The organism is Vibrio sp. TBV020, from assembly GCF_046056895.1.
Taxonomy (GTDB): Bacteria; Pseudomonadota; Gammaproteobacteria; order Enterobacterales; family Vibrionaceae; genus Vibrio.
In genome coordinates this window covers 1,198,616-1,225,577 of the sequence record NZ_JBEEAQ010000003.1, presented here as the reverse complement: position 1 = coordinate 1,225,577, position 26,962 = coordinate 1,198,616, and the positions used below count along the sequence as shown (strand labels likewise).

The 26,962-nt window shown below is 43.2% G+C and carries 26 protein-coding genes; 15 read left to right on the top strand and 11 right to left on the bottom strand.

Going from position 1 to position 26,962, the window contains the following annotated elements; all coding sequences use genetic code 11:
- Positions 1 to 37 precede the first annotated feature (37 nt).
- Positions 38 to 730 (top strand): TVP38/TMEM64 family protein, encoded by a 693-nt coding sequence (locus AAFX28_RS13590; RefSeq protein ID WP_408688401.1) that lies wholly within the window; start codon positions 38 to 40, stop codon positions 728 to 730.
- On the top strand, positions 730 to 1,035 hold the full coding sequence (locus AAFX28_RS13585) for a putative signal transducing protein (RefSeq protein ID WP_408688399.1): 306 nt from the start codon (positions 730 to 732) through the stop codon (positions 1,033 to 1,035). Before AAFX28_RS13590 ends, AAFX28_RS13585 begins: the two co-directional genes overlap by 1 nt.
- Positions 1,036 to 1,043: 8 nt before the next feature.
- Here AAFX28_RS13585 and AAFX28_RS13580 read toward each other — a convergent pair whose 3' ends face one another.
- The 5 genes from AAFX28_RS13580 to topA form a co-directional block, all read right to left on the bottom strand.
- Positions 1,044 to 1,847: an alpha/beta fold hydrolase gene (locus tag AAFX28_RS13580; RefSeq protein ID WP_408688398.1), complete on the bottom strand. Its 804-nt coding sequence runs from the start codon at positions 1,845 to 1,847 to the stop codon at positions 1,044 to 1,046.
- Positions 1,848 to 1,999: 152 nt separating this feature from the next.
- On the bottom strand, positions 2,000 to 3,460 hold the full coding sequence (glgA, locus tag AAFX28_RS13575) for a glycogen synthase GlgA (protein ID WP_408688397.1): 1,461 nt from the start codon (positions 3,458 to 3,460) through the stop codon (positions 2,000 to 2,002).
- Positions 3,450 to 4,667 carry a glucose-1-phosphate adenylyltransferase gene (glgC, locus tag AAFX28_RS13570; protein WP_408688395.1) on the bottom strand — a complete coding sequence of 406 codons (1,218 nt, stop codon included), beginning with the start codon at positions 4,665 to 4,667 and terminating at the stop codon, positions 3,450 to 3,452. The genes glgA and glgC overlap by 11 nt, the downstream gene beginning before the upstream one ends.
- Before the next feature lie 367 nt (positions 4,668 to 5,034).
- A complete protein-coding gene (locus AAFX28_RS13565) occupies positions 5,035 to 6,732 on the bottom strand; it encodes a diguanylate cyclase domain-containing protein (protein ID WP_408688393.1) in 1,698 nt (565 codons plus the stop codon).
- 194 nt (positions 6,733 to 6,926) lie between these two features.
- Positions 6,927 to 9,563, bottom strand: a complete 2,637-nt coding sequence (gene topA / locus AAFX28_RS13560; RefSeq protein ID WP_408688391.1) for a type I DNA topoisomerase — start codon at positions 9,561 to 9,563, stop codon at positions 6,927 to 6,929.
- A gap of 409 nt (positions 9,564 to 9,972) precedes the next feature.
- Between topA and AAFX28_RS13555 the strand changes: the two genes are divergently transcribed.
- Positions 9,973 to 10,221, top strand: coding sequence for a YciN family protein (locus AAFX28_RS13555; protein ID WP_408688389.1), 249 nt, complete (start codon positions 9,973 to 9,975; stop codon positions 10,219 to 10,221).
- Positions 10,222 to 10,297: 76 nt separating this feature from the next.
- Here the strand turns inward: AAFX28_RS13555 and aroA are convergent, their stop codons facing one another.
- Complete coding sequence (aroA, locus tag AAFX28_RS13550) at positions 10,298 to 11,578, bottom strand: 3-phosphoshikimate 1-carboxyvinyltransferase (RefSeq protein WP_408688387.1); 1,281 nt, start codon at positions 11,576 to 11,578, stop codon at positions 10,298 to 10,300.
- 157 nt (positions 11,579 to 11,735) lie between these two features.
- Complete coding sequence (locus AAFX28_RS13545) at positions 11,736 to 12,191, bottom strand: glycine zipper 2TM domain-containing protein (RefSeq protein ID WP_408688385.1); 456 nt, start codon at positions 12,189 to 12,191, stop codon at positions 11,736 to 11,738.
- A gap of 20 nt (positions 12,192 to 12,211) precedes the next feature.
- Here AAFX28_RS13545 and aat point away from each other — a divergent pair, with 20 nt between their 5' ends.
- The 3 genes from aat to infA all read left to right on the top strand — a co-directional run bounded on the left by aat (position 12,212) and on the right by infA (position 13,928).
- Positions 12,212 to 12,940, top strand: coding sequence for a leucyl/phenylalanyl-tRNA--protein transferase (gene aat / locus AAFX28_RS13540; protein WP_408688383.1), 729 nt, complete (start codon positions 12,212 to 12,214; stop codon positions 12,938 to 12,940).
- Entirely contained in the window at positions 12,930 to 13,628 is a 699-nt protein-coding gene (locus AAFX28_RS13535; protein WP_408688381.1) for an arginyltransferase, read from the top strand. Before aat ends, AAFX28_RS13535 begins: the two co-directional genes overlap by 11 nt.
- Before the next feature lie 81 nt (positions 13,629 to 13,709).
- Positions 13,710 to 13,928 (top strand): translation initiation factor IF-1, encoded by a 219-nt coding sequence (gene infA / locus AAFX28_RS13530; RefSeq protein WP_001040192.1) that lies wholly within the window; start codon positions 13,710 to 13,712, stop codon positions 13,926 to 13,928.
- Between the two features lie 308 nt (positions 13,929 to 14,236).
- On the opposite strand, the gene AAFX28_RS13525 is transcribed toward infA, so the two are convergent.
- A complete protein-coding gene (locus AAFX28_RS13525; protein WP_408688379.1) occupies positions 14,237 to 14,815 on the bottom strand; it encodes a thymidine kinase in 579 nt (192 codons plus the stop codon).
- Between the two features lie 83 nt (positions 14,816 to 14,898).
- Positions 14,899 to 16,281 (bottom strand): cysteine--tRNA ligase, encoded by a 1,383-nt coding sequence (gene cysS / locus AAFX28_RS13520; RefSeq protein ID WP_408688378.1) that lies wholly within the window; start codon positions 16,279 to 16,281, stop codon positions 14,899 to 14,901.
- A 202-nt stretch (positions 16,282 to 16,483) separates the two neighbouring features.
- On the opposite strand from cysS, the gene AAFX28_RS13515 reads away from it, so the two are divergent.
- From AAFX28_RS13515 to AAFX28_RS13500, 4 genes are all read left to right on the top strand, one after another.
- On the top strand, positions 16,484 to 16,978 hold the full coding sequence (locus AAFX28_RS13515) for a peptidylprolyl isomerase (RefSeq protein WP_408688376.1): 495 nt from the start codon (positions 16,484 to 16,486) through the stop codon (positions 16,976 to 16,978).
- Positions 16,979 to 17,026: 48 nt separating this feature from the next.
- Positions 17,027 to 17,755, top strand: coding sequence for a UDP-2,3-diacylglucosamine diphosphatase (gene lpxH, locus AAFX28_RS13510; RefSeq protein ID WP_408690874.1), 729 nt, complete (start codon positions 17,027 to 17,029; stop codon positions 17,753 to 17,755).
- Positions 17,756 to 17,836: 81 nt separating this feature from the next.
- A complete protein-coding gene (locus tag AAFX28_RS13505) occupies positions 17,837 to 19,054 on the top strand; it encodes an EAL and HDOD domain-containing protein (RefSeq protein WP_408688375.1) in 1,218 nt (405 codons plus the stop codon).
- 11 nt (positions 19,055 to 19,065) lie between these two features.
- A complete protein-coding gene (locus AAFX28_RS13500) occupies positions 19,066 to 19,566 on the top strand; it encodes a YchJ family protein (RefSeq protein WP_408688374.1) in 501 nt (166 codons plus the stop codon).
- A gap of 32 nt (positions 19,567 to 19,598) precedes the next feature.
- Here AAFX28_RS13500 and AAFX28_RS13495 read toward each other — a convergent pair whose 3' ends face one another.
- Complete coding sequence (locus AAFX28_RS13495; protein ID WP_408688373.1) at positions 19,599 to 19,883, bottom strand: YeaC family protein; 285 nt, start codon at positions 19,881 to 19,883, stop codon at positions 19,599 to 19,601.
- A 106-nt stretch (positions 19,884 to 19,989) separates the two neighbouring features.
- Here AAFX28_RS13495 and AAFX28_RS13490 point away from each other — a divergent pair, with 106 nt between their 5' ends.
- Positions 19,990 to 20,808, top strand: coding sequence for a DUF2989 domain-containing protein (locus AAFX28_RS13490; RefSeq protein ID WP_408688371.1), 819 nt, complete (start codon positions 19,990 to 19,992; stop codon positions 20,806 to 20,808).
- A gap of 52 nt (positions 20,809 to 20,860) precedes the next feature.
- Here AAFX28_RS13490 and msrB read toward each other — a convergent pair whose 3' ends face one another.
- Positions 20,861 to 21,265, bottom strand: coding sequence for a peptide-methionine (R)-S-oxide reductase MsrB (gene msrB / locus AAFX28_RS13485; RefSeq protein ID WP_408688369.1), 405 nt, complete (start codon positions 21,263 to 21,265; stop codon positions 20,861 to 20,863).
- Between the two features lie 335 nt (positions 21,266 to 21,600).
- Between msrB and gap the strand changes: the two genes are divergently transcribed.
- The 4 genes from gap to rlmA all read left to right on the top strand — a co-directional run bounded on the left by gap (position 21,601) and on the right by rlmA (position 26,888).
- A complete protein-coding gene (gene gap, locus AAFX28_RS13480; protein ID WP_008080593.1) occupies positions 21,601 to 22,596 on the top strand; it encodes a type I glyceraldehyde-3-phosphate dehydrogenase in 996 nt (331 codons plus the stop codon).
- Positions 22,597 to 22,771: 175 nt separating this feature from the next.
- Positions 22,772 to 23,656: a D-hexose-6-phosphate mutarotase gene (locus tag AAFX28_RS13475; protein ID WP_408688367.1), complete on the top strand. Its 885-nt coding sequence runs from the start codon at positions 22,772 to 22,774 to the stop codon at positions 23,654 to 23,656.
- Positions 23,657 to 23,900: 244 nt separating this feature from the next.
- A complete protein-coding gene (locus AAFX28_RS13470) occupies positions 23,901 to 25,937 on the top strand; it encodes a methyl-accepting chemotaxis protein (protein ID WP_408688365.1) in 2,037 nt (678 codons plus the stop codon).
- 129 nt (positions 25,938 to 26,066) lie between these two features.
- Entirely contained in the window at positions 26,067 to 26,888 is an 822-nt protein-coding gene (gene rlmA, locus AAFX28_RS13465) for a 23S rRNA (guanine(745)-N(1))-methyltransferase (RefSeq protein ID WP_408688364.1), read from the top strand.
- Positions 26,889 to 26,962 lie beyond the last annotated feature (74 nt).

Sequence of the window (26,962 nt, the reverse complement as noted above, 5' to 3'; positions counted from 1 at the left end):
TTTGTTTAATCGGCCATGATTCTTGATGGAGCAGCTCATGAATAAAAAAATCATACTAGGCATTATCTTTGTTTTACTTATTGTTTTCCTTGGAATGAACTTTGGCCAGTACCTAACGTTAGAAAATGCTAAAGCACAACAAGCAGAACTTGCACAGTACATCAGAAACAACTTTATTGTCGCAGCACTTACCTATTTCTTAGCCTATGTGGCAATCACTGCATTCTCTATACCCGGTGCCGCTGTTGTCACTTTATTAGGTGGAGCTCTTTTCGGTTTTTCAACCGGGTTACTTATCGTTTCATTTGCCAGTGCAATTGGTGCTACGTTAGCCTTTTTAAGCAGTCGATTTTTACTACGTGATTGGGTACAAGGTAAGTTTGGAGAGAAGTTATCTGCTATCAATAAAGGTGTTGAAAAGGATGGCGCTTTCTACCTGTTTTCACTACGCCTAATCCCAGTGTTCCCATTTTTCTTAATCAACTTGTTAATGGGACTTACCCCAATTTCAACCGCTAGATACTACCTTGTGAGTCAACTTGGTATGTTGCCAGGCACTGCGGTTTACATTAATGCAGGTACTCAGCTTGCTCAGATCGACAGTCTATCAGGGATAGTTTCCCCTACTGTTTTAGCCTCATTTGCCCTACTTGGACTGTTCCCTGTTATCGCGAAATGGGTAATGGCAAAATTTAGAACTGAGCCATCAGCATCAAACGGAAGTGTTTAATGAAAATATTTTCAGCAGCCACACCAACCGAAGCTCATATTGTTTGTGAGCTTCTAAAAACGGAACAAGTGCAGTGTGAAGTTCGAGGAGAAGGAATTTTTGGACTTCAAGGGGAAGTCCCATTTGGAGAAAATAGTGAGCCATACATCTGGCTACTTAACGATAAAGACCACTTAAAGGCCTCACAACTTATCCAAGAGTACCAAACGACTCAGGAAGGTCAGGGTTGGGAATGTATAGAGTGTGGTGAGCAGAATGAAGGGCAATTTGGCGCATGTTGGCAATGTGGGAACAGCGCCCCTTAAGCCGTTCGCTATCTTGTTTCAATTTGCTCTTTTATAAACGCAATAGAGTGTTGGTTGAACTCTTCTGGGCGCTCCACGTTGCACACATGACCACAGTTTTCTATCTCAAGTAGCTGGCTGTCACTATGCGCCGCGACCATTTCCTTCACAGGCTGGATAAACATGTAGTCTCTATCCCCCATTAGATAGAGTGTCGGAATTGGCAATTCTCTATCTTTGAAGTAGCGCATTAGCGGGTTTACTTCCGCTGTCAAAATGAACCAACGTTTGAATTCTTTCTGACACAGCTTCTTTGCTTCGCGAATGAATAAGTGGCGGGATTCTTTTTGAGCACGTTGCGGCATCACGATGTAGGCAAATAGGCTGTATAACCACATGTAAGGGACGATATGCTTACAAAGGTTGCCCAGTCTCACCAACACTTGAGAGCGCGTGTTTAAACGTGTTACAGCGCCACCCAACACCATAGACTTAACGCGATCAGCTGAAAGCTCTGCAATATTACGAACAATAATCGTACCGAGTGACATACCGACAAAATGCGCTGACCGGATTTTTAGATGATCCAGCACTTTGAGAATATCAACAGTCACTGCTTTGAACGTATAACGATTCGCCATTATCTCTTTGAGTAACTGGTTCGACTTTCCATGACCTCGGAGATCGATTAACAACAGATTAAAGTGCTGTTTGTAGGCTTTAATCTGTTTAAACCAGATAGAAGAACTGCCCCCGGCACCATGCACAAACACCACCCACTCATCACTGGTAGGGTGCGCAAAGGTTTTATGGAACAGTAAAGACTCACTCATATTAAATGGATAATTCTCTGAGAATCGAATTGGTTAGGAGAGTATCATAATCATAGAAGGATTGAAGTCTGAAGGTGTCATTTCTTATTTAGCATTATGCAAAAAACTGTAACTCCGCACAAAAAAGGCGCTGTTAAGCGCCTTTGATATATTTACGTGTTGAGTGCTGAGTGATAAAGCTCTAGATATTCATCCGCTGCTTTATTCCAACAGAAGTTCTGCCCCATTGCATAAAGCTGTACGCGTTTTACTTCGTTAGGTTGCTGTGCATATAGAAGCAGTGAACGCTGTAAAACGTTCAGTAACGCATGAGGCTCTGGTGCATCAAAAACAAAACCTGTCGCATTGTCAGGATCTACATCGTAGTCATTGACGCTGTCACGTAAACCACCGACAGCACGGACAATAGGCAACGAACCATAGGCCATGCTGTAGATCTGATTTAGACCACACGGTTCAAATTCTGATGGCATAATGAAGAAATCAGAACCTGCTTCTACAAGGTGAGCTAACTCATTGCTGTACGCTTCAACAAACGCGAACTTATCACTATGTTTTGCTTCAATTTCTTTTAGTTGTGAAGCTAGAACTGGATCGCCCGTACCAACAATAACGACCTGAACATCGTGTTTAAGGAAATCAGAAAGAATCGGCAATAAGTAGTGGATACCTTTTTGGTTGGTCAAACGACATACCATGCCATAGACCGCAACATCCTCATTACCTAAGCCAACTCGCTGCTGTAGCTCTTTCTTACATGCCTTCTTACCGCGAACCATGCTTTGACGATTTGCTTTGTAATTGACTGGTAAGAACGAATCCGTTTGTGGATTCCAGGACGAGTAATCACACCCATTTAAAATACCGACCAAGTCTGCTGAGCGACGTTGGAACTCTGCGGCCATACCATGGCTACCGAGTTCTGTTTTTAGCTCTTGCGCATAAGTTGGACTCACCGCATTGATCTTATCTGCATTGAGCACACCTGCACGCAACATGGAGACATGGGTATCACTGACCGCAGCATCAGGGGCGTAGCGGGTATGCATTTCAGGAAGCACCTGCAACTCATCGTAGCTAAATACGCCTTTAAATACCGCATTATGGATAGAGATAATGCTCTTCGTAGCATTAAAGAACTCATCGGTGCCATAACGGTGTTTGAGCAAATACGGTACAAAGCCAGTGTGCCAGTCATTGGCATGAACGATATCAGGCTTAAACCCAAGCTTAGGCAACATGTCGAGACAAGCGGCACTGAAAAAAGCAAAGCGTTCGCCGTTATCAGCGTAAGCTTGGTTGTTTTCAGCGTACATTTCTGGTCGATCGTAATATTTAGCACAATCGATCGCGTAAACCTGAACACCTGCAATTTCAAGTTGCTTAACCGCATACTCGGTATGAGGCCAATGTTCGAGCTTGGTTTCAAGAAGAGTTGTCGCTTGATCTAAGCCCGCGATTTTCTGATACGCAGGTAATGTAATACGAACATCTTGCTGAAGAGTATGAAGAGCTTCAGGCAGTGCCTTGGCAACATCAGCCAAGCCACCACTTTTGATTAAGCCTTCAACTTCCGATGCTACAAAGAGAATGGATAAATTCTTAGTAGCCAATTCGAGCTCCTTTAGGGATTACTACGATACCATCGTCAGAAACATGGTAGTGTTTTTTGTCTTCCGCTAAATTCACACCAATCTGTGTACCTGGTGCAATATCCGCATTCTTATCAACGATAACACGACGCAGCACACAGCCCTCTCCGACTTTAACGTCACCAAGAAGGATACTTTCGCTGATATCACACGCTGATGCGATATTACTGCGGAAACCTAGTACTGATTTTTCAATACGCGAGCCACGTACATAGCTACCATTACAAACTAAACTATCGATAATCTGCACTCGGCCATTGTCGGAATCAGTAAATGTTGCTGGTGGCAATGGTGGGTAGAAAGTGTGTAAAGGCCATTTACGGTTGTAGAGTGAGAATGGCGCATCTTTCTCAAGTAAATCCATATGTGCTTGCCAGTATGCGTCAATCGTACCTACATCACGCCAGTACACTTCTTCTTTTTCGCCAGTAATGCGGTTAGTACTGAAGTCATAAACAAACACGTCACCGCGTGGGAACATTTTAGGGATAATGTCCTTACCAAAGTCGTGAGAAGACTCTGGATTATCTGCATCTTCAATCAGTTCGGCAAAAAGGTTCTGTGCTTCAAAAACGTAGTTACCCATAGAAACAAGTGCATGTTCTGGGTCACCAGGGATAGATTTAGGATTTGCAGGTTTTTCTTCAAAACCAACCATTCGACCTTGTTCGTCAACCTCGATAACACCAAATTGAGACGCTTCAGAGAGTGGCATACGCAATGCTGAAACGGTTAGCGATGCCTCTTTCTCTTTGTGGAAATCCAGCATCTGTTTGATATCCATTTTATAGATATGGTCAGAGCCGAAAATACAAACCTGATCAGGTTCAGAGAGTTCCATAAAACGCAGGTTTTGGTAGATGGCATCCGCTGTACCTTCGTACCAACGTTTACCAGTGCGCATTTGAGCAGGGATTGGGTCAATGAAACGGTCTGTAATGCCGTTGATGTTCCATCCTTTCTTAAGGTGATGGAATAGTGATTGCGATTTGAACTGAGTGAGTACGTAAATTCGCATCAAATCTGCGTTTACGAAGTTGTTCAATGCAAAATCGATCAGACGGTAGCTACCGCCAAAAGGTACCGAGGGTTTACTGCGAGATTCCGTTAGTGGACGTAGGCGTGAACCTTCTCCACCAGCAAGGATCATTCCCAAAACACCAGCCATGTATTTCTCTCCATTTTATTATTTATTGTATGTGACGGACCAGAGTTAGGGGGATCCGTCAAAATTCCTAATATTAACGCCGCTCCTTGCAGGCGTAATACGCAGCTTTAGCTACATCACAAACTAAGAGAATGAGATAAGCCTTCTCATCTCTCTTGTGCAAAAGGTTTATTATAACTTATCGTATTTCAGGAAGATTACAATTTAAAATATGCTGTACTCAGAAGCTCACACTTATTACTTTTTATCGTCCTGAGACAGCTCACACTATCCTCGCACAAAGAAACAAAGCCTTAACATCTCCCCTACATTAACGTGACTTTGCTCGCAATGAAGCATCATTAATTCTTATAAATAATGAGGAAAACTACGCGGATTTCTTTTCTATTGTCAGTGAGTGAATATAAATCGCATTTTCATAATGTGACTTGGCGATATACAAAGAGCTGTCTGCTAACGCCAATGCTTGTTGCAATGACATATCAGGGTTTATCAGTGTCCCTCCGATTGCTAAATCTATCGAAATTTGAGATTCATCAGCATTAGACGAATCCAATTGCTCATCAATAAATGTTTTAATCCTTTGAGCCACATGCTGTAAGGTTTCGCGCTTACCACTTCGCACCAGTAACAAAAACTCACCATCGGCCCAGCGCGAGGCAACATCGTATTCTCGTATAGCTTGATGTAAACCTTCTGCAACCAATTTGAGTGCCGAGTTATACTGTTCGGGTTGTTTTGCGTTTTTTATTGTGTCACCAATACCGGCATCAATCCAAATCAGTCCAAACTGATACTGCTCGCGGCTGGCACGAGATAACTCTAGTTTAAGCTCTCGTTCAAGGCCGCGTTTATTGTGAAGTTGAGTCACCACATCAAATACGGTCAACTTGTCCAATGCTTCTGTTCGTGACGCAACCATACTATCAACGCCATTACGATTGTGATTTAGCTCTTCTTCAAGTTTGTCGAGATATTCGTCGAAAGGATTCAAGCTGAGATCTTGAGGGGGCGATTGTGCTCTAGCAAGAAAAGCCAAACGCTGCTCACGGTACTCCATAGGCACAATCCAGTACTTCACTAGATAGACGTATGTGAGCAACGAAAATAACGCCGTTATGACTGCGAGAGGAAAGTAGAGGTAATTTGACACCCAGTTAGGAATCATTTCATCAATACTAACAAACGTTAGCTCATACCAACCAAGCTCCTCTATGTATTGAATGGCAACAACTGCTCGTCCTACCCCTTGCTGAACCATAAGAACTTCCGCTTCTTCGCCCATCTTTTGCCTTTTCATCAGCGCTTCTATGGCTTGATAATCTAGTTCATCGCTGAAGATTTCATTTAAGCGCGGCTTGAGGTTGCTAGAATCACGAAGTGGGTAAGCTACCTCACCACCGTCAAAAGAGAGTTGAATACGGCGACTAGCATCAACAAAAATAGTCCTGAGAGCATCAGAGTGATGATTAGTCAGCTGTCGAAATAGTAGCGATACTTCAATGCCTGTCCCAACAATCCCTAAAAACTGACCATCTTTCATCACACTTTGGTTTATCCAAACTCGGGTTAAGCTCAAGTGGGCATCTCGGGCGATATTAACGGAGAGGTTGGTTTGGCTATCTTTCTGCTCAAAATACCATTTGTCATAGATAGATATTGGGTCTAAGTAATGGCGAAAAAAAGTGTCTCTGCGGATGCTTTGCACGTCATTGAAGTGGTAAGCGAGATTTTGATCAAGAGCGATAAAGAAGTTTTTGGATTTAAACTGCCACCGATAGTGCTCTAGCGTATCCTCCGCCACAGAACGATAAACATCATCATCGCTATGAAATCCCCAGGAGGTAATATTAGGATGCGTGGAGAGCTGCTTAACCAGTTCGACTTCTTTAATAATGGGCGTTAGAAGGGTTTCCGCATCATAACGAGCAGAAACTTGCGCGTATTTCCATAATAAGTCTGCGACAACTTCATCAATCACATGCTTAGAAACAGTGTATGCAGCAAAAACAAATGTAACACTGCTGATTGCAATTAACATCAACAGCTTCAGTCTCTGTGTCATGGCGCCCTTCCGTAGTTCACCTAGATCAATAGAGTCTGACAATTATATTGTCAAAACTGATATTAATTATCTTTATACTAAACCCAAGCGAAAGTGCGATAACTGAGAGTAGATCTCATTTGTATGAAAACGGATGATCATTCGGTGCATAAAAAAGCAGCCGATTGGCTGCTTTTCATTTCTAGGATAGATGGCTATTTTTTCGCTTTCGCTGGTTTTTTACGTTTATCCGTAATTTCCCATTTGCCATCAACATACAGTGCTGTGTAACCAGATGGTTTTCCATCTACTTCAGAGCGAACGTAGTTCTCTTTCGACTTACGACTAAAGCGCACGACCATTGGAAGTCCATCAGGATCCTTTTCTGGCGCTTCCGCTAAGTAATGGAACTTAGGTGAGATACGATCTTTAAATCGAACTAGCTCTTCCACTAACGGCGCTCGTGTTTCGCGTGATTTAGGGAACGTACTTGCGGCTAAGAATAAACCTGACGCACCATCACGAAGAACAAAATAAGCGTCTGAGTTTTCACATGGTAGCTCAGGTAAGTGCACAGGATCTTCTTTCGGTGGCGCTACTTCGCCATTTTTAAGGATCTTACGAGTGTTCTTACATTCTTGGCTCGTACAATCCATATATTTACCGAAGCGGCCGTTCTTAAGCTCCATATCGCTGCCACACTTGTCACACTCGACAACTGGGCCATCGTAGCCTTTAACCTTGAATTCACCATGTTCAACAACGTAACCGTCACAGTTCGGGTTATTACCACAAACATGCATCTTACGTTTTTCGTCGATTAGGTACGCGTCCATCGCTGTTTCACAGATAGGACAACGCTTCTTCGCTCGTAGTGCTGCTGTTTCAACATCTTCTTCAAGAACGTTGATAATGCCGTCTTCGTCACCAAGGTTGATCGTTGTCTTACAACGCTCTTTTGGTGGAAGTGCATAACCAGAACAACCTAAGAACACACCAGTAGAAGCAGTACGAATACCCATTGGACGTGAACAAGTTGGACACTCGATATCGGTGTAAACGATATGATTCGGTTTCATACCGCCTTCGCCTTCATCAAGCTCAGCTTTGGCTAAGTCACCTGTGAAGTCGTTAAAGAAATCATCAAGTACATTCTTCCAATTCGCTTCACCTTCTGCGATTTGGTCAAGCTTTTCTTCCATACGAGACGTGAACTCATAGTTCATCAGTTCATCGAAACTACCATCAAGACGGTCTGTTACGATTTCACCCATTTTCTCTGCATAGAAACGACGCTGCTCAACTTTCACATAACCACGATCTTGAATCGTTGAAATGATTGAAGCATATGTCGATGGGCGGCCGATACCACGTTTTTCAAGTTCTTTAACCAATGCTGCTTCAGTAAAACGTGCCGGTGGCTTAGTGAAGTGTTGTTTAGGGTCAAGCTTGATAAGCTCGATAGTATCACCCACCTGAACCGCAGGAAGAATCTGATCTTCGTTCTTACCTAGAGGGCGCTGAACACGAGTCCAACCGTCAAACTTAAGGATACGACCTTTCGCTTTCAGAGTGTACTCAGCCGCTTTCACGCTTACTGTCGTTGAGTCATATTTCGCTGGCGTCATCTGACACGCGACGAATTGATTCCAAATCAATGAGTACAATTTGTGGGCGTCCGCTTCCATACCTTTTAGGTCATCCGCTTTCACTACCACATCTGAAGGACGAATCGCTTCGTGCGCTTCTTGAGCGCCTTCTTTGCTGCCATATACTGTTGGCTTAGCTGGAAGGTAGGCGTCACCATACTGTTCGCCGATAAAGCCACGAACCGTCTCTACCGCTTCAGAACTCAAGTTCGTTGAATCGGTACGCATATAAGTGATGTAACCAGCTTCATACAAGCGCTGCGCTAGCATCATTGTTTTCTTAACGCCGTAGCCTAAACGAGTGCTTGCCGCTTGTTGAAGCGTAGACGTAATAAACGGAGCAGAAGGTTTGCTCGACGTTGGACGGTCTTCTCGCTTACACACTTCGTAACGTGCGTTTTCAAGTACAGCCATTGCCGATTTTGTCTCAGCTTCATTGACTGGTTTAAACGCGACGCCTTCTTTTTGTGCAACTTGCAGGCGGAAATCTGTTTTATCTTGCGTTTTAGTGTCCGCGTGAATATCCCAGAACTCTTCTGGAATAAACGCTTTAATTTCACGTTCACGCTCAACCAATAGCTTCACCGCTACTGACTGTACACGACCCGCAGAAAGGCCTCGAGCCACCTTCTTCCATAGAAGAGGTGAAACCATAAAGCCAACAACACGGTCCATGAAACGACGCGCTTGCTGGGCATTCACACCCGGCATGCTTAACTCGCCCGGTTTCTCGAACGCTTGTTGAATAGCATTTTTTGTAATTTCGTTGAATACAACGCGTTTGTATCGCTCTTCATCGCCACCGATGATCTCACGAAGGTGCCAAGCGATAGCCTCTCCCTCGCGATCCAAATCGGTTGCTAGGTAAACGCTGTCTGCGTCTTTAGCAAGTTTTTGCAGTTCTGCGACAACTTTCTCTTTACCCGGCAATACTTGATAGTTCGCTTCCCAACCATGGTAAGGGTCAATACCCATTTTCTTGATTAGCGACTTACGATCTTTTTCTTTTTTGATTCGTGCTTTTTCTTCAGCGCTCAAGCCCTTGGTCGAAACCGCAGCTGCCTTCTGACCAGTACTTTGGCCAGCAGTCGGTAGATCACGAACGTGACCCACACTGGACTTAACAATGAAGTCCTTACCTAAATACTTATTGATGGTCTTCGCTTTGGCCGGCGACTCCACAATAACCAATGACTTACCCATAATTGACTCAAGTGTCCTTTATCGAGTGCGAATTATCGCACAACATACTTAATACTTTGCTTCTTTTTTTACTATTGAGCGAGATTACAAGAAGATCAATATCTTTTTTAAATTTCTATCGTGACTGCTCGACAAATCAACGATGTCTGCGAATAGTTATCGCCTGAAAACACCAATGGCTCAATTGAGCATAATCGAGAGGTCGGGAAAGCGTCACATACTAAACGTCAAAAGATTATGGATGCCAACTGGAAACGACTTTTTTTGCCACCAGTCACAAAACAATTTTTCGATTCGTTGTTTCGCAGTCTCCCTAGGCTTGATCTACCGCATTTGAATTTTTTATTGATTTCCCTACAATTTTGCCATCACTTCTTATAATAGAAGCAAGACAATAAAGGTATTTCCCATGAGCGATAAAAAAGCCATTTCACAAACAGAATTGCTAATGATAGCTAACCATGTCATCCAAGATCACGAAGACTACCTTGAGGGTATGCGTGCAGACAGCGTCGAGGAAAAAGATGGGGTATTAGTATTCAAAGGAAACTACTTTTTAGATGATAACGGCCTGCCAACGCCAAAAACGACAGCAGTGTTTAACATGTTTAAGTATTTAGCCCATCACTTGTCGAAAGAATTTACGCTAAATACTTAATCGCGATAAACGAAGAAGGGTTGGCACAATGTGCCAACCCTTTTTTATTTTCAACTACTTAAACAGTCCGAACCTGTTAAGAGCTTAAACCTTCTAACTTATCAAAGTAATCTGGGAAGGTCTTCGACGTACATTTCGGATCATTGATCGTCACCGGTGTATCACTCAGTGCAACCAAAGAGAAACACATTGCCATACGGTGATCATCGTACGTGTCGATCGCAGCATGGGTAAGTTTAGCTGGCGGTGTAACCACAATGTAGTCTTCACCTTCCTCCACTTCTGCACCCACTTTGCGTAGCTCTGTTGCCATTGCGGCTAAGCGATCTGTCTCTTTTACACGCCAGTTATAAACGTTACGAATTGCCGTTGTACCTTCAGCAAAAAGTGCCGTGGTTGCAATCGTCATTGCAGCGTCTGGGATGTGGTTGAAATCAAGATCGACAGCTTTCAGCTCTCCGACACGCGAAATAACGTAGTCTTCACCCCACTCAATTTCTGCGCCCATTTTTTCTAGTGCATCAGCAAATTGAATGTCACCTTGGATACTGTTTTTACCAATGCCCGTTACCTTGATCTCGCCGCCTTTGATTGCTGCAGCCGCCAAGAAGTATGAAGCTGATGATGCGTCACCCTCAACTAGGAAATCCCCTGGAGCGACATACGACTGGCCTTTGCGAATAACAAATTCTTGGTAGTCGTTGTTTTCTACTTCTACGCCAAACTGAGCCATGATATGCAGTGTGATATCAATGTATGGCTTCGAAACTAAGTCACCGACAATCTTAATTGTCACATCATCTTGAGCCAGTGGAGCCGACATCAAAAACGCGGTTAAGAATTGACTAGAAATCGAACCATCAATCTCTACTGCGCCACCTTTTAGGCCTGTTCCGTAAATCTTTAAAGGTGGGTAGTTGTCATTTTCTAAGTACTCGACCTCAGCACCCGCCTGACGAAGCGCATCCACTAAGTGACCAATTGGTCGCTCTTTCATACGTGGTTCACCAGTCAGTACATATTCGCCTTTACCAAGACACAATGCAGCGGCAAGCGGGCGCATTGCGGTACCAGCATTACCTAAAAACAGTTCTAGTGCTTCAGGTGCATCAAAAGGCTTACCTAAGCCTTCAACTTCGCAGACAGTTTTATCTTCAGATAGGGAATAGTTAACACCAAGTTTAGTAAGCGCGTTTAACATATGACGGATGTCATCGCTGTCTAGCAGGTTAGTTAAACGCGTTTTGCCACTTGCTAGAGCTGCAAGTAGTAGTGCTCGGTTTGAAACACTTTTTGAACCCGGTAAGTTGACCTCACCATTGACTTTATTGATAGGTTGTAACGTAAGGCTTTCCATTAAAATCGTTAATCCTTGCTCACCTCGCCTTCCTAAACGAGATGATGAAAATTCTTCGTACTTGCAGCCTATCTAAAAAGCTTCGTTAAAACCAGAGCAAAAGCACGATAAAAACTGAATAATTATGTGGTCAGCTCAGCCTTATGCTCAACCGACATTAATACTCTTTATCAACTCGCACTCCATCATCAAAATAGAGAATACGAACCTTATCACCTTTCTCAAACAGCATGTTCGTATCGACATCTTGGATGACATCAATCAGATTACCTTTGTCGGTTTTAATCAGAATCTCAACCAACCTATATTCAACACGATACTCTTGATTGGCATGATTTCTTGCCACTCCCGCCCCAGCAACTGCGCCCACAGCCGTCGCTACTTCTTTACCCGTACCTCCGCCAAACTGATTGCCTATCACTCCACCGACTACTGCACCTAGTAAGGTTTCCCAACCAGAACCTTGCGATTTCACGATATCTTGCTGCGTAATGTAACGGACGGTATCAACTTGCCCAAATACCACTTCATTAACCGGTCTTGCAGTATTTCTTTGGTATGCCGCATTGGCAATAAGCGGAAAAACCAATATGATCCACAACAATTTCTTCATTTCTGCTCTCCTACTCTTTCATGGCATTGTATCTCACTGAACTTGACCCAGACGAAATTTGGTTTCCTTCACCATTCAACGCCCTCGTCGACCCAAATGGTTTATTGGCCATGGGTGGTGATTTATGTCCTGAGCGCCTGCTGTTTGCTTACCAAAACGGTATTTTCCCTTGGTATGGTCCAGGTGAACCGATTTTGTGGTGGAGTCCGTCACCAAGAGCAACCTTTACTCCTAAGACATTTAATCCGTCAAAAAGTCTCAAGAAGTTTCAAAGAAAGCATCAATATCAAGTCAGCATTAATCAAGCAACTGAAGCTGTGATTGACTATTGCGCGTCTACACGGACAGCAGATGAAACTTGGCTGAACGAAGATATGCGTCATTCGTACAAGACTTTAGCTCAGCAAGGCCACTGCCATTCTGTAGAAGTTTGGCGAGATAAGACCTTAATTGGTGGATTGTATGGCATTTCTATCGGCCAACTATTTTGTGGTGAGTCGATGTTTAGCCTTGAAACCAACGCATCTAAAATTGCGTTATGGTATTTTTGCGAACATTTTCAACAGCATGGTGGGCAACTCATTGATTGCCAAGTAATGAATCCTCACCTAGCCTCTTTAGGAGCGAAAGAGCTGGAACGCGATGACTTTATACAAAGGCTGCTATCCTTTAAGAATCAGCCATTACACGCTAACTGCTTTAACAAACAATGGCTAACTCAATCAACAGAGGAGCGCAATGAGTTCTGATCTTCAGCAAATTCGTATTGGTCTAACAGATTGCCATCCATGCAGTTACTTGACCGACAGACAGGAAAGAGTCGCCGTTGCGCTCGACCCTGGGATGCATTGTGGATCGAGCTATGAAGTGCTGCTTGCAAATGGGTTCAGACGCAGCGGCGACACCATATACAAGCCACATTGTGATCTTTGTCAGTCTTGCCAAGCGCTACGTGTTTCCGTCCCTGACTTTAAGCAATCCAAAAGCCAGAAACGCATCTACAACAAAGCTAAAATGTTTGAATGGCAACTTAAAACCGATATGGATGAAGATTGGTTTGAACTCTACGCCCGTTATATCGAAGCACGCCACCAAAATGGATCGATGTATCCACCGAAAAAAGATGAGTTTGCGACGTTTTCTAACTGCGCGTGGTTAAATACGCAATACCTACACATCTATGACCAAGGCAAGCTTATTGGTATCGCAGTTACCGATATATTGTCGAATAGTGCCAGTGCTTTTTATACGTTTTACGACCCAGATTATGAGCTTTCATTAGGAACGTTAGGTGTCTTATTCCAATTGGAATATTGCCAGCAACAAGGTAAACAGTGGCTCTATTTAGGCTATCAAATCGATGAATGCCCTGCTATGAACTATAAAGTCCGCTTTCAACGTCATCAAAGGCTAGTAAATCAGCGTTGGCGAGGGTAGAATACGCCCCAACTTTACTTAATTCATTTTTATCGGCATTATTCCCCCGGTAAAAATTGTCCATTTTTAAAAGAGGATTAAATGGCTAAAGAAGACGTAATTGAGATGCAAGGCACTGTCCTTGATACTCTACCAAACACAATGTTCCGTGTTGAGCTAGAAAACGGCCACGTAGTTACTGCTCACATCTCTGGTAAAATGCGTAAGAACTACATCCGTATTCTTACTGGTGACAAAGTAACTGTAGAGATGACTCCATACGATCTATCTAAAGGTCGCATCGTCTTCCGTGCTCGTTAATCTCTGACTGCCTAGCGCAATCCGAATTAGTCGAATACAAACAAAAAAGCGAAGCCTAGTGCTTCGCTTTTTTGTTTGTATCAGCGGTATCAAGCTTAGTCATCATTAGATATAGCTAACGCATGCTGCTTGGCTATATCTAATAATGCCTGCATTGCAAAATACTCACTACCTACATTCAGACACATTAATGAATTCATGGATTGGTGGTGTGTAACATGCATGCGTATTGATGACGAACCAACCACTCAGCTCAATTAAGCGGCTTGTGTAACACCACCTGTCCATGAGTTCTAAGAAGCCTTAAGTTACTTACCAAGCGCTTCTTTATAGTGCTGACGACAAACAGACACATAACGGTCATTGCCACCAATAGCAACTTGATCACCTTCCGCAATCGCAACACCATGCTCATCAGTACGAATCACCATGTTTGCTTTACGGCCACAATGACAAATTGTTTTTAACTCAACCAATTTATCTGCCCAAGAAAGCAAATATTTACTGCCTTCAAAAAGCTCACCCAAGAAGTCTGTTCTTAGACCGTAGCAAAGAACAGGAATGTGTAGCTTGTCCACAACTTCGGTTAATTGGTATACCTGCTCTTTAGAAAGAAACTGACACTCGTCAACTAAAATACAATGGCGTTTCTCAGCTTCATTTAGAGCTTCGATTTCTTTATATAGATCGGTTTCCGTATTAAATAGCTGCGCATCTGATTGTAAGCCAATTCGAGAGCTCACTTTTCCAACACCATAGCGATCATCAAGAGCCGCAGTGAAGATCACTGGTGTCATGCCACGTTCTTGGTAATTAAAAGAAGATTGAAGAAGAGTGGTTGATTTACCCGCGTTCATTGCCGAGTAATAGAAATACATCTGAGCCACTGATTGATACCTGTATAAAGATTTATAAAAATTTTAAAGAAAAGGGCTGAATCAACAGCCCTTAAATATTCTTCGCTTACCGCTTACTTACGGCGCCATGTTGTGCCTTCTGGACCATCTTCAAGTACGATGCCCATTTCAGTCAGTTTATCGCGAGCCATATCTGCATTCGCCCAATCTTTCGATGCACGGCTATCGTTACGAAGCTTGATAAGTGCTTCAATTTTAGCCACTTCGTCATCATTAGCAGCGTCACCTTTCAGGAATGATTCTGGGTCCTGATGAAGAATACCGATAACGTCAGCCAATTCGCGCATGACTGCACCTAGGCTGCTTGCTGCTGCTAGATCATCAGTTTTCAGGCGATTAACTTCGCGTGCCATATCAAACAGCACTGAGTACGCTTCTGGCGTATTGAAGTCATCATTCATAGCTTCCGTAAAGCGTGTCACGTACTCTTCGCCACCGGCTGCTGTTGCAGTTAGGTCTAGGCCACGCAATGACGTGTATAGACGCTCTAGTGCTGAACGAGCTTGGTTTAAGTTATCTTCGCTGTAGTTTAGCTGGCTACGGTAGTGACCTGACATTAGGAAATAACGAACCGTTTCTGCATCGTAGTGGTTTAATACATCACGAATCGTAAAGAAGTTACCAAGAGATTTAGACATCTTCTCACGGTCGACCATTACCATGCCGCTGTGCATCCAAGTATTTACATACTGAGTGCCATGTGCACAGCATGATTGTGCAATCTCGTTTTCGTGGTGTGGGAACTGAAGGTCAGAGCCACCGCCGTGGATATCAAAATGATTACCAAGAATAGAAGAGTTCATTGCTGAACACTCAATGTGCCAGCCTGGGCGACCTGGGCCCCAAGGAGATTCCCATGTTGGCTCGCCAGGCTTAGACATTTTCCAAAGAACAAAGTCTAACGGGCTACGTTTTGCTGTTTCTACATCAACACGAGCACCTGCTTGTAACTGATCAAGATCTTGCTTAGATAGCTTGCCGTACTCGTCAAACTTCTTCACTTCGAACATCACATCGCCGTTACTCGCAACGTATGCAAAACCACGTTCGATTAGCTTCTCAACTAGCTCAATGATTTCAGAGATAAACTCAGTTGCACGAGGCTCAACGTCTGGACGCTTCATATTCAGCGCGTCAAAGTCTGCATGCATTTCACCAATCAGGCGCTCAGTTAGAGAATCACACGACTCGCCATTTTCGTTGGCACGCTTGATGATTTTGTCATCGATGTCAGTGATGTTACGAACAAACGTTAGGTCATAACCCAAGTAGCGAAGGTAACGAGAAACCACATCGAAAGAAACGAACGTACGACCGTGACCAATATGACAGAGATCATAGATGGTTACCCCACAGACATACATACCGATCTTACCGGCAGTGATTGGTTTGAATTCCTCTTTCTGTCTCGTGAGTGTGTTATATATCTTTAACATGATCTCTATCTAATAATTGGGTGAAATAAAATAGTCCCTCAGTATACCAACTCATGCCCAGTTTCGTAATCCCTCAAATGCTCAAAAAGACATCAATAGCACCTATACTCAGGTCTCAACCCTTACTTTTCACGTATTAATGTCCGAAAAGTTACGATAGAATCTTGGGCTCAAGTCAAAAACATATGTAAAGGACAAAATCATGATCACCCTTCACACAAATTTTGGTGACATCAAAATTCAACTTAATGATGAAAAAGCACCAGAAACAAGCGCAAACTTTCTACAGTACTGCCGTGATGGTTTCTACGACAACACACTATTCCACCGTGTTATCGATGGTTTCATGATTCAAGGTGGTGGCATGGAGTCTGGTCTTCGTGAAAAGCCAACTCGTGCACCAATCAAAAACGAAGCGAACAACGGTCTTAGCAACAAAGTAGGTACTCTTGCTATGGCTCGTACTATGGAGCCGCACTCAGCAAGCTCTCAGTTCTTCATCAACGTAAACAACAACACATTCCTAGATTTCCGTAGCGAAAGCCTAGATGGTTGGGGTTACTGTGTATTCGGTGAAGTTGTAGAAGGCATGGACATCGTTGAGAAAATCAAAGGTGTTAGCACTGGTTCTTACGGCATGCACCAAGATGTTCCACTAGAAGACGTACTAATCACTGGTACTACAATCGAAGAATAATCTTGGATTTAGAGAGCGCACTTTGAGGCGCTCTCTTGTTAAATGACTATGACCACACTATTTATCTCTGATCTACACCTCTCCCCTACTACACCAGACATTAATCAATGCTTTGTCCGTTTTATGCGAGAAGAAGCAATCCATGCTGAAGCACTCTACGTGCTAGGCGACCTATTCGAGTTTTGGGTTGGTGATGATGACCGTTCTGACTTTGCTTGTCTTATCAAAGAAGAATTTAAAGCTTTAACCGCTCGAGGAGTCCCTTGTTTCTTCACACAAGGTAATCGTGACTTTCTAGTTGGAAAACGCTTTGCAAAACAAACAGGTGTAACACTTTTATCAGACGAAACTGTCATCGACCTATATGGCAAAAAAGCCGTCATTTTGCATGGCGATACACTATGCACTGAAGACGTAAAGTATTTGGAATATCGGGCAAAAGTTCATCAGCCATGGCTGCAATGGGTGTTCAACCGCATTCCGATGTTCATCAAAAAGAAAATCGTCAGTAAAGTTCAATCGGACATCAGAACCGATAAACAAACAAAATCCCTAGATATTATGGACGTGACACAAAGCGAAGTTGAGCGCGTAATGGAAAGTCATAATGTCGACTTAATGATCCACGGTCACACACATAGGCCCAAGGTTCACGAATTTAATAAAAACGGCAACAACTATACTAGAATAGTGCTAGGTGACTGGTATACACAAGGTTCTGTACTAGTGTACGATAAAAACTCTTTCGAGTTACAACAACGACCTTTTGGTCAGTAAATTTTCGGCTTTTGCACTGTTCTAGCTCGCCCTTTGGCCAGCTGATATTTTTATAATATTACACGGAGCGCGGTATATACCTTGAAATACTCTTATATTGCTAGGCAACCCATTCTTGATAAAGACAAACATACGGTTGGCTATGAGCTGTTGTTTAGAGATGGTCCACAGAATACTTTTCCGGAAATCGATCCCGAACAAGCCACAAGCCGCTTACTGTCCGACCACTTTTTATCGACTCACTATGAGACTCTTGGGGATAAACTCGGCTTTGTTAATTTTCCTTACCAAAGCCTAATCAACAGAGTTCCAACCCTATTTCCATGTGATAATTTAGTAGTCGAAATCTTAGAGGACTGCCCTCCTACTGAAGAGCTTCTAACAGCAGTAAAAGAGATGGCCGCCGCAGGCTACAAAATCGCACTCGATGACTTTATACCAAGCAAAGAATGGCGCGCATTTTTGCCATACGTTTCGATCATTAAGTTCGATATTCGCCAAGTACCGATTGAAAAGGCTCGCATGTTCATACTGCGTCTTGAAGCGTCAAAGATCGAATTTCTGGCAGAAAAAGTAGAAACCTATGAAGAGTTTGAACAAGCGAAGCAAGCCGGTTTTGATTACTTCCAAGGCTATTTCTTTAGTAAACCAGAGATGATCACCAGAAAATCTTTAGAGCCTTCATTTATGACGGTCATCCAGCTTCTTACTGAGATATCTAAAGAGAACATGAACTATGGGGCGATTGAGTCACTAATCAGTAAAGATTTGACCCTTTCATACAAGTTGCTGACTTTTGTTAACTCGTCTTCGATTGTAAAAACGCGCATTCAATCGTTCAAACAAGCGCTAGTTTATCTGGGTGAAGATAAGCTTCGAAAATTTATTTCTCTCGTGGCTCTTGCATCCACACAGGACAGCAAACCAGATTACCTATACGGTTTGTCAATTCAGCGTGCCCGATATTGTGAACTCATTGGTTCCCGATTGAACGTTAAGCTAGAATCCGGCCAAGCATTCCTTACCGGTATGTTTTCATTACTCGATAGTTTATTGGATCGACCACTAGAGCAGATTGTTGACGAAATCTCAGTCGACGAATCAATTAAGCTCGCGATTATTAAGAATGAAGGCATACTTGGCGATATTCTTATGCTTACTAAAGCCTATGAAAAAGCCGAATGGGAAAAAGTACAACAGAGCTGCAAGACCATCGGTTTAGATCAAAACATCTTGAGTGAATGTTATGATGCTTCGGTGAAATGGACGGCTGATCTTCTGTCTGTCAAAACGAATTAATTGGTATATTTATGACCTCCTTATGCCCATGCGGAAACGCCGTGGACTACAGCCAATGCTGTCAACCGATCCACAATGATCATAGCCTTGCAACAACTCCAGAGAAGCTTATGCGTTCGCGTTATAGTGCACATGTAGTTGGGCTTGTCGACTATGTAATCAATACCTACCATCCAAGCTGTCATGCTGAAGAACAACGCGAAGGGATTGCCGAGTCGATTGATAGTGATTGGTGTCGATTAGACGTCATCAACACCGCTGATGGCTCACACCAAGATGAAGGCTTTGTTACGTTTAAAGCTTTCTTTAACCAAGACGGCCATGAGTACTGCTTAGAGGAGTGCTCTCGCTTTATTCGTGAAAATAATCTGTGGTACTACATTGACGGGACGTTTCCTGAACAACAAGTGGACGACCCTCGCTTAAAGCAATCAGTACGAGACTTAAAAGTAGGCCGCAATGACCCATGCATTTGTGGAAGCGGGAAAAAATTTAAAAAGTGTTGTGGCTAAATTGAAAAAAGCAGGTTTAACCTGCTTTTTTATTATTCTTTATTAGGATTGATTCGCACAATATCGTCTTGTCCCTGCTGAAATTGTTTCTTTAGTTCAGCTTTCGACTTAAAACTAATTTCACCACCCTTAGCAACTGTCATATGTTGTGCATCTGCATTATGCTTAGATTGATACAACATCACAGCTTGCATACAAGAATCTCGCTGCTCTTGTGAAAGTAGAGTACCCTCAGGCCACTTACCTGTTTCTACAGCAAAAAGTAGACGCTCATAAGCCTCTGGTGTGATGGCATTGATTAACTGCTCTGCGTCCATGGAAAATCCTAATTCGTCAAAAATGATAGACGAACATTAACTGGCTAGCAGATTGAGTCAAGGAAACAGCGATAATTAAGTGTAACGGATCACAAGCAACGACAGTATGAAATTATTAAAAGTGCTTGCCCTTATAGGTGCAAGTTTTACCCTTGCGGGCTGTTTTGAAGGCAATAAAAACACTGAGCAGCTGTGCAACTCTAATCCTGCTCTCCAATGTGAACGCCTCAACATGGGCGATGGACAGTGCCGCATTCCAAGAACCGATTTGATTTGGCATCGTTTCGAAGTTTTTAAAAATCCAAACGATGAAAACAAGATCAAAGAGTACAAATACCTTGCTGAATATAAAAAATGTTTAGAGCTCGCTTCTCAAATCCAACCTATTGATCAGTCGGGTCTAAAAGAGCGTAGGTTCAACTCACTAATCAATGCCGCAGAGGATTTGGATGCAATTGTTGCAACTCTTGAAAAATCTAATTCAGCACAAGCGTTCTACTTTTTATGGAGTCAGATAGGCAGCGAGCAAGCGAGACGTAACTTCTTACAGTTAGAAGGTACACCTGAATTAGACACGGCGGAAATGCAGTATGCGTTAGCTACGTTCTATACCAGCCGCAATCAGAACAAAACCCGAACTCTGCTTCTACGCGCACTTGAATTAACAAACAAAAGCACTATCAACACAGAAGTGTTCAAGTCACTCGCAAGTACAACCTACCGATTGGGTACTAAGAAGGAAGCGTATATTTGGACCATGGTAGCGCACAGATACGACGTCCCTATCGCATCAACCAGTGAGCTGCAACTGCTCTATGGCTTTGATAAAAGCACTTACCAACAATTAGATGAGATTGCGGAGCAGTTTGAAGATGCGATTAATAGTGGCACCTTCAAGGCGACCATGGTTCCTAAGTTTAAATAGATAGAAATCTTGTAAGGATGAAACAAAGAGCGGTGATTAAATCACCGCTTTTTTATGAATTGTTGAAAATTAACGACACAGAGTTAACACAAAAGCGTTCGCCCGTTGTTTTAGGTCCATCAGGAAAAACGTGACCTAAATGGCTATCACAAGCCGCACATCTGATCTCAGTTCTAACCATTCCGTGACTAAGATCTTCTAAATAACGAATGGCCTTATCATTGATAGGGGCATCAAAGCTAGGCCAGCCACACCCTGAGTCGTACTTGCTATCTGAGATGAATAGCGGTGCTTGGCAGCAGGTACATGAGTAAACTCCTGTCTTCTTGTTGTGTAGTAACTTACCTGAGAAAGGGGCTTCTGTGCCCTGCTCTCGGCATACACGATACTCTTCGTCAGAAAGCACCTCACGCCAGTATTCATCAGGCTTCACTACCTTTTCTACCTTTTGTTTCACAGCAATAATTCTCCGTATTCTCATTTTTTATTATGACTTTTTTCGCGAAAAACTTGCGAAGCGCAGCCTTTGTAGCACATACTTTGACACCATAACAGGATGGTTAAACTTTCAGCACTGCTGGCATCATCTTTACTATTTTACGTCAACTGGTTAGGGAAAAAACCAGTAATCCGTTCAAAAGATAACCATTTGCGACTAATTGTGAAAAAAAGCGACGCTTTTTTTTGACTTTAAACAAGTTAAGTCCGATTATCAGTTGCAGATTTTGACTGGATTCTGTAATTTTACTACCAGTTATCTTTAATCAGAAATTAAGTTGTGGAGCAACTATAATGACTATCAAAGTAGGTATTAACGGTTTTGGCCGTATCGGCCGTTTCGTTTTCCGTGCAGCGCAAGAGCGTAACGACATCGAAGTAGTAGGTATTAACGACCTAATCGACGTAGAGTACATGGCATACATGCTTAAGTACGATTCAACTCACGGTCGTTTCAACGGTACTGTTGAAGTTGAAGGTGGTAACCTAATCGTTAACGGTAAGACTGTACGTGTTACTGCAGAGCGTAACCCAGAAGATCTAAAATGGGATGCTATCGACGTTGACGTTGTAGCTGAAGCAACTGGTCTTTTCCTAACTGACGAGACTGCACGTAAGCACATCACTGCTGGCGCGAAGAAAGTTGTTCTAACTGGTCCATCAAAAGACGCTACTCCAATGTTCGTAATGGGCGTTAACCAAGACACTTACGCTGGTCAAGACATCGTTTCTAACGCTTCTTGTACTACTAACTGTCTAGCGCCTATCGCTAAAGTTCTTAACGACGAGTTCGGTATCGAATCTGGTCTTATGACTACAGTTCACGCAACTACAGCTACTCAAAAAACTGTAGACGGTCCTTCTGCTAAAGACTGGCGCGGTGGTCGTGGTGCTTCTCAGAACATCATCCCATCTTCAACTGGTGCTGCTAAAGCTGTAGGCGTTGTTCTTCCAGAACTAAACGGCAAACTAACTGGTATGGCTTTCCGCGTACCAACTGCTAACGTTTCTGTAGTTGACCTAACTGTTAACCTTAAGAACGGTGCATCTTACGAAGCTATCTGTGCAGCTATGAAAGCAGCATCTGAAGGCTCTCTAAAAGGTGTTCTAGGTTACACTGAAGACCAAGTTGTTTCTCAAGACTTCATCGGTGAAGTTCAAACTTCAGTATTCGATGCTAAAGCTGGTATCGCTCTAACTGATAACTTCGTTAAAGTTGTATCTTGGTACGACAACGAAATCGGTTACTCAAACAAAGTTCTAGACCTAATCGCACACATCTCTAAGTAATTATTACTTTAAGATAAGCGTTTAGCGCAGAATCTTGTAAAAGGCGGCTCTCGAGTCGCCTTTTTTGTATCTACGCAACCCTCACAATGAGATTCAATCCAAATACGGCAGATAGCTCAGTAAACTGCCCAATGTTCTAGTATTTGAATTCAATTTCCCTTAGAAGGATTATGTAATGGATTTATCAACTCTCCCTGCTCTAACTGTATTATCTGATAACGTGACCATCGTTGAGATTGATTCGGTTAAGGCCGTGCGCGTTATCCACGATAAAGCCACTGCGGCGGTATCTCTATTTGGTGGCCATGTTCTTTCGTACAAGCCTAACGGCCAAGAAGACCTGATTTGGATGAGCCAGCAAGCAAAATTCGATGGTAAAACGGCACTTCGTGGCGGTATTCCGGTTTGTTGGCCTTGGTTTGGTCGCATTGCAGCGCCTGCTCATGGCTTTGCTCGCAACAGTGAATGGACATTACTAGAGCACCGTGAAAATGAAAACGGTGTGATCATCGAGTTGGGTCTCTTACCTTCTGAATCAACACTCGCGGTTTGGCCGTATCAATTCCAAGCTCATCTATTGGTTGAAATTGGCGATGAACTCAAAGTGACACTAGACGTTACCAACACCGACACTCAAGCATGGACCTTCTCTGGCGCACTGCACACTTATCTAACCGTTGGTGATATCGAGCAAGCAAAGACTACTGGCATGGGCCCTGAGTACATCGACAGTCTGAAAGGTGGCGAAATTTGCCAAGGTGACGATGTCCTAAAGCTGACTGATACTATCGACCGCGTTTACACACAACCAGAAGATCAAATCGTTGTTGAAGATCCAACACTAAGTCGATCAGTGACGGTGGTAAACCAAGGCCATAATTCAGCAGTTCTTTGGAACCCTTGGGCAGAAGGTGCTCAAGGTATGGGTGACATGCAAGACGATGGATACAAAACGTTCCTATGCGTTGAATCTACATTGCACGCGCCTTCACTAGAGCAAGGTAAAACTCTGCAACCTAATGAAAGTCATCAACTGATCACTAAGATTTCTACCAAGTAGACGATTCGTCGCGGGTAGCTATGCCCGCGACATTACCCTCCTGCCGAAATTTCTTCTTTCTCCATCCGGTCTTTTCGCTTTAGGCATGCCGCCTTCACATTTTCGACTCTGTTATCTTTAAAATCATTAATACGAATCAATTATAGGCATTTTATAAATCGCTATTATTATTCCTGATTTTTTGCTGCCGAAATATTCATTTTTCAATGATAACAAGAGTCTATAAAAGACAGGATAATTAGAGATGTTCGAAAAACTCAAAAACCAAAGCGTCGGTTTTCAATTGAAACTGGTCATACTGCTTTGTTTGCTAATTTCATTCGCGGGTACAGCGACACTCGTTTACCGCAATGCGTCCAAGGTTCTGCTAGATACCACACTAAAAGGCCATCAATCTGAAGTTGAAGCCATGGCGATGACCATAGCAGGTCAATTTGATGCCTATTTGCACACAGCTAAAGTACTCGAATCTACCTTTAGAAATGGCTATCTAGCGGGAGTTTATGTCGAGGATTACAGCGTCGATTTTAACGGTAAGTCGATCCCCAATATCACCCAATATGGCGAGAGCTTAATTGGCGACACTAAGCTTGTAGATAGTTTTACTCGTGACACTGGTGCAGTAGCAACCATCTTTGCTCCTTTAAACGGTGATTTCATTCGCGTTGCTACTTCTTTGAAAAATCTTTCTGGTCAACGCGTTGTCGGTACAACTCTAGGCAAGGATCATCCTGGCTATAAGCAATTGAAGAACGGTCAGCCATACTACGCGCAAGTCAAACTGTTTGGTGAAAGCTATATTACCTACTACGCCCCTATCAAAAACTCTGCTGGTCAAGTCAACGGTCTTTCTTTTATTGGACTTCCCGTCGAGCAAGCGACACAAGATCTCTATAAGTCTTTGGAATCCATAAAATGGGGAGAGACGGGCTACACTATTGTGGTCGACAATCAAGAAGATAACCTTGGTAAATACTTGCTGCACCCTATTCATGATGAGAATGCACCGTCAATCATTGAGGTGTCTGACTACGAGGGCAACAAACCATTCCACAAGATCTTTGAGCAAAAAAGTGGGTTGATTCGTTACCCTTATGAGTATCAAGGCACGATTGGAGAAAAATACCTTGTTTATACCGAGGTACCTGGGTGGAACTGGAAGCTTCTAGGTGGAACCTTCATCCAAGAGGTAACTAAAGGGAGTGATACGCTGCTTAAACTCATCATTACCATTGCCACTATTGTAGCAATTGCTACCTTTGTCATTTTGACCATTTTCCTAAATCGTAATCTAAAGCCACTGACAGTATTAAATGGCTATATGGCGAGACTCGCTCAAGGAGAAGTTAGCCTCGACATTCCTTCTGGTGGTAAAGAGTCAAAGAACGAGATTACTAACCTCAGTAATGGCGTCGCGAATATGGCAACGCAGCTAAACACTCTTGTAGGTGAAATACGCTCGACCAGTGACTCAGTTCAAACTGCCTCACAAAGCGTTTCCAATGATGCCCAGCGCAACCTAAGCCAATCTGATATTCAACAACAGCAAGTAGAACAAGTGGCGACAGCAATCGAAGAAATGGCCTCTTCCGCGCAAGCAGTAGCTCAACAAGTTGAAGCAATTGCCGAAAATGTTCGCTTAACCAATCAAGACAGTCAATCAGGGCTCGATGTTGTTGAAACAGTTTGTATCGATATTGCTCAGCTCAATGACCAGTTAGACAACTCCGCAAAAGCGATAGAACAGGTCAACCTTGACAGCGAAGCCATTCAAACCGTTACGAGAATGATCGATGAAATCGCCGAGCAAACCAACCTATTGGCCCTTAATGCAGCAATCGAAGCAGCACGAGCGGGCGAACAAGGCAGAGGGTTTGCTGTTGTTGCTGATGAAGTGCGCACTCTAGCCCACAGGACTCAAACTTCGGTAAAAGACGTGGTGTCTATCATCGATAAGCTAAAAGGCTCAACCAGCAATGCGGTAGATATGATGAACAAAAGCCAAGTCAATGCCAATCAGGTGTTAGACAAGGCGCAAGAAGCAGGCATAGCGCTCGAAACTATTGCATCTCAAGTTCAGTCTATCGCAAGTCAGGCGGATACGATTGCTGCGACTTCTGAAGAGCAAGCGAATGTCTCTCAAGAGATTGCCTCTAATGCAAACTCTATCAGTGAGCTGAACCGAGAAAGTCGTGAGACAAGTGCTAAAACGACACAAAGCGCCGATCATTTGATAAAGCAAGCAGCATCATTAAAACAACAAGTGGACTTCTTCCACTAAGTTAGACCTTTTTGCAATGATTAAGCAGCGTTCAGGCGCTGCTTTTTTGTCGAGTCAGCACCTTGCTTGCTAGTTTGCTTTTACGCTTCCTGATAAACTTCGCCTTGTTAGTTTTCACCAGAGCCTGTTATGTCTTACACCTGCCCTTTATGCCATCAAAATCTTACGCTGTCAGAACGCACATATCGTTGTCAAAACAATCATTCCTTTGATCTAGCGAAGGAAGGTTATATCAACCTGATGCCTGTTCAACATAAACGCTCAAAAGATCCTGGTGATAATAAAGAGATGATGCAGGCTCGCCGACGCTTCTTAGAAAAAGACCATTATCAACCTTTAAAGAGTCGTGTAGCAGCTTTATGTGCAGAGCAACTTAAAGAGACTCAGCACTCTTTACTAGACATCGGTTGTGGCGAAGGTTATTACACAACTGCCGTTGCTGAGTCTTTAAATCAGCAAAACTCTAAGGCCGTGGTATATGGCCTCGACATCTCCAAAGTGGCAATCCGCTTTGCGGCGAAGCGATACCAAAATTGCACTTTCAGTGTTGCTTCTAGTCATCGCCTACCTTTTGAGCAAGGTAGCCTAGATGCAGTGCTTCGTATTTATGCGCCATGCAAGGCTCAAGAACTATCACGTGTTCTTACTGATAACGGCATCGTGATTACTGTTACGCCAGCAGGCCGTCACCTTTATCAGCTGAGAGATGAAATATACCCTGATGTCCGCCTACATGATGAAGAGCCTGAACAGCTCGACGGTTTCAAACTAGAACATCAAGAGAAACTGAGCTACGTCATGAAGCTTTCCGATGGCGATGCTTTTGACCTACTCCAGATGACACCATTTGCTTGGAAGGCTTCACCAGAGCTTAGAGAAAAACTCAATTCAGCTACACTTTATGAGTGCGAGGCTGACTTCATGATACGTATATATCGTAAGTCCAATTAAAACATAGATAACAATTCTCATTTTCATTGAGTTATCATAGAGCCTCCATTACTATCTGCTACATACATTAATGG

What these genes read in the sequence shown, in the direction of transcription:
- AAFX28_RS13585 (WP_408688399.1), top strand. Translation starts at nt 730, where the DNA reads ATGAAAATATTTTCAGCAGCCACACCAACCGAAGCTCATATTGTTTGT.
- lpxH (WP_408690874.1), top strand. Translation starts at nt 17,027, where the DNA reads ATGACCACACTATTTATCTCTGATCTACACCTCTCCCCTACTACACCA.
- aroA (WP_408688387.1), bottom strand. Translation starts at nt 11,578, where the DNA reads ATGGAAAGCCTTACGTTACAACCTATCAATAAAGTCAATGGTGAGGTC.
- AAFX28_RS13515 (WP_408688376.1), top strand. Translation starts at nt 16,484, where the DNA reads ATGATCACCCTTCACACAAATTTTGGTGACATCAAAATTCAACTTAAT.
- glgC (WP_408688395.1), bottom strand. Translation starts at nt 4,667, where the DNA reads ATGGCTGGTGTTTTGGGAATGATCCTTGCTGGTGGAGAAGGTTCACGC.
- AAFX28_RS13490 (WP_408688371.1), top strand. Translation starts at nt 19,990, where the DNA reads ATGAAATTATTAAAAGTGCTTGCCCTTATAGGTGCAAGTTTTACCCTT.
- AAFX28_RS13500 (WP_408688374.1), top strand. Translation starts at nt 19,066, where the DNA reads ATGACCTCCTTATGCCCATGCGGAAACGCCGTGGACTACAGCCAATGC.
- aat (WP_408688383.1), top strand. Translation starts at nt 12,212, where the DNA reads ATGGCATTGTATCTCACTGAACTTGACCCAGACGAAATTTGGTTTCCT.
- AAFX28_RS13545 (WP_408688385.1), bottom strand. Translation starts at nt 12,191, where the DNA reads ATGAAGAAATTGTTGTGGATCATATTGGTTTTTCCGCTTATTGCCAAT.
- AAFX28_RS13590 (WP_408688401.1), top strand. Translation starts at nt 38, where the DNA reads ATGAATAAAAAAATCATACTAGGCATTATCTTTGTTTTACTTATTGTT.
- AAFX28_RS13580 (WP_408688398.1), bottom strand. Translation starts at nt 1,847, where the DNA reads ATGAGTGAGTCTTTACTGTTCCATAAAACCTTTGCGCACCCTACCAGT.
- gap (WP_008080593.1), top strand. Translation starts at nt 21,601, where the DNA reads ATGACTATCAAAGTAGGTATTAACGGTTTTGGCCGTATCGGCCGTTTC.
- AAFX28_RS13555 (WP_408688389.1), top strand. Translation starts at nt 9,973, where the DNA reads ATGAGCGATAAAAAAGCCATTTCACAAACAGAATTGCTAATGATAGCT.
- rlmA (WP_408688364.1), top strand. Translation starts at nt 26,067, where the DNA reads ATGTCTTACACCTGCCCTTTATGCCATCAAAATCTTACGCTGTCAGAA.
- AAFX28_RS13495 (WP_408688373.1), bottom strand. Translation starts at nt 19,883, where the DNA reads ATGGACGCAGAGCAGTTAATCAATGCCATCACACCAGAGGCTTATGAG.
- AAFX28_RS13475 (WP_408688367.1), top strand. Translation starts at nt 22,772, where the DNA reads ATGGATTTATCAACTCTCCCTGCTCTAACTGTATTATCTGATAACGTG.
- AAFX28_RS13470 (WP_408688365.1), top strand. Translation starts at nt 23,901, where the DNA reads ATGTTCGAAAAACTCAAAAACCAAAGCGTCGGTTTTCAATTGAAACTG.
- AAFX28_RS13535 (WP_408688381.1), top strand. Translation starts at nt 12,930, where the DNA reads ATGAGTTCTGATCTTCAGCAAATTCGTATTGGTCTAACAGATTGCCAT.
- AAFX28_RS13565 (WP_408688393.1), bottom strand. Translation starts at nt 6,732, where the DNA reads ATGACACAGAGACTGAAGCTGTTGATGTTAATTGCAATCAGCAGTGTT.
- cysS (WP_408688378.1), bottom strand. Translation starts at nt 16,281, where the DNA reads ATGTTAAAGATATATAACACACTCACGAGACAGAAAGAGGAATTCAAA.
- topA (WP_408688391.1), bottom strand. Translation starts at nt 9,563, where the DNA reads ATGGGTAAGTCATTGGTTATTGTGGAGTCGCCGGCCAAAGCGAAGACC.
- infA (WP_001040192.1), top strand. Translation starts at nt 13,710, where the DNA reads ATGGCTAAAGAAGACGTAATTGAGATGCAAGGCACTGTCCTTGATACT.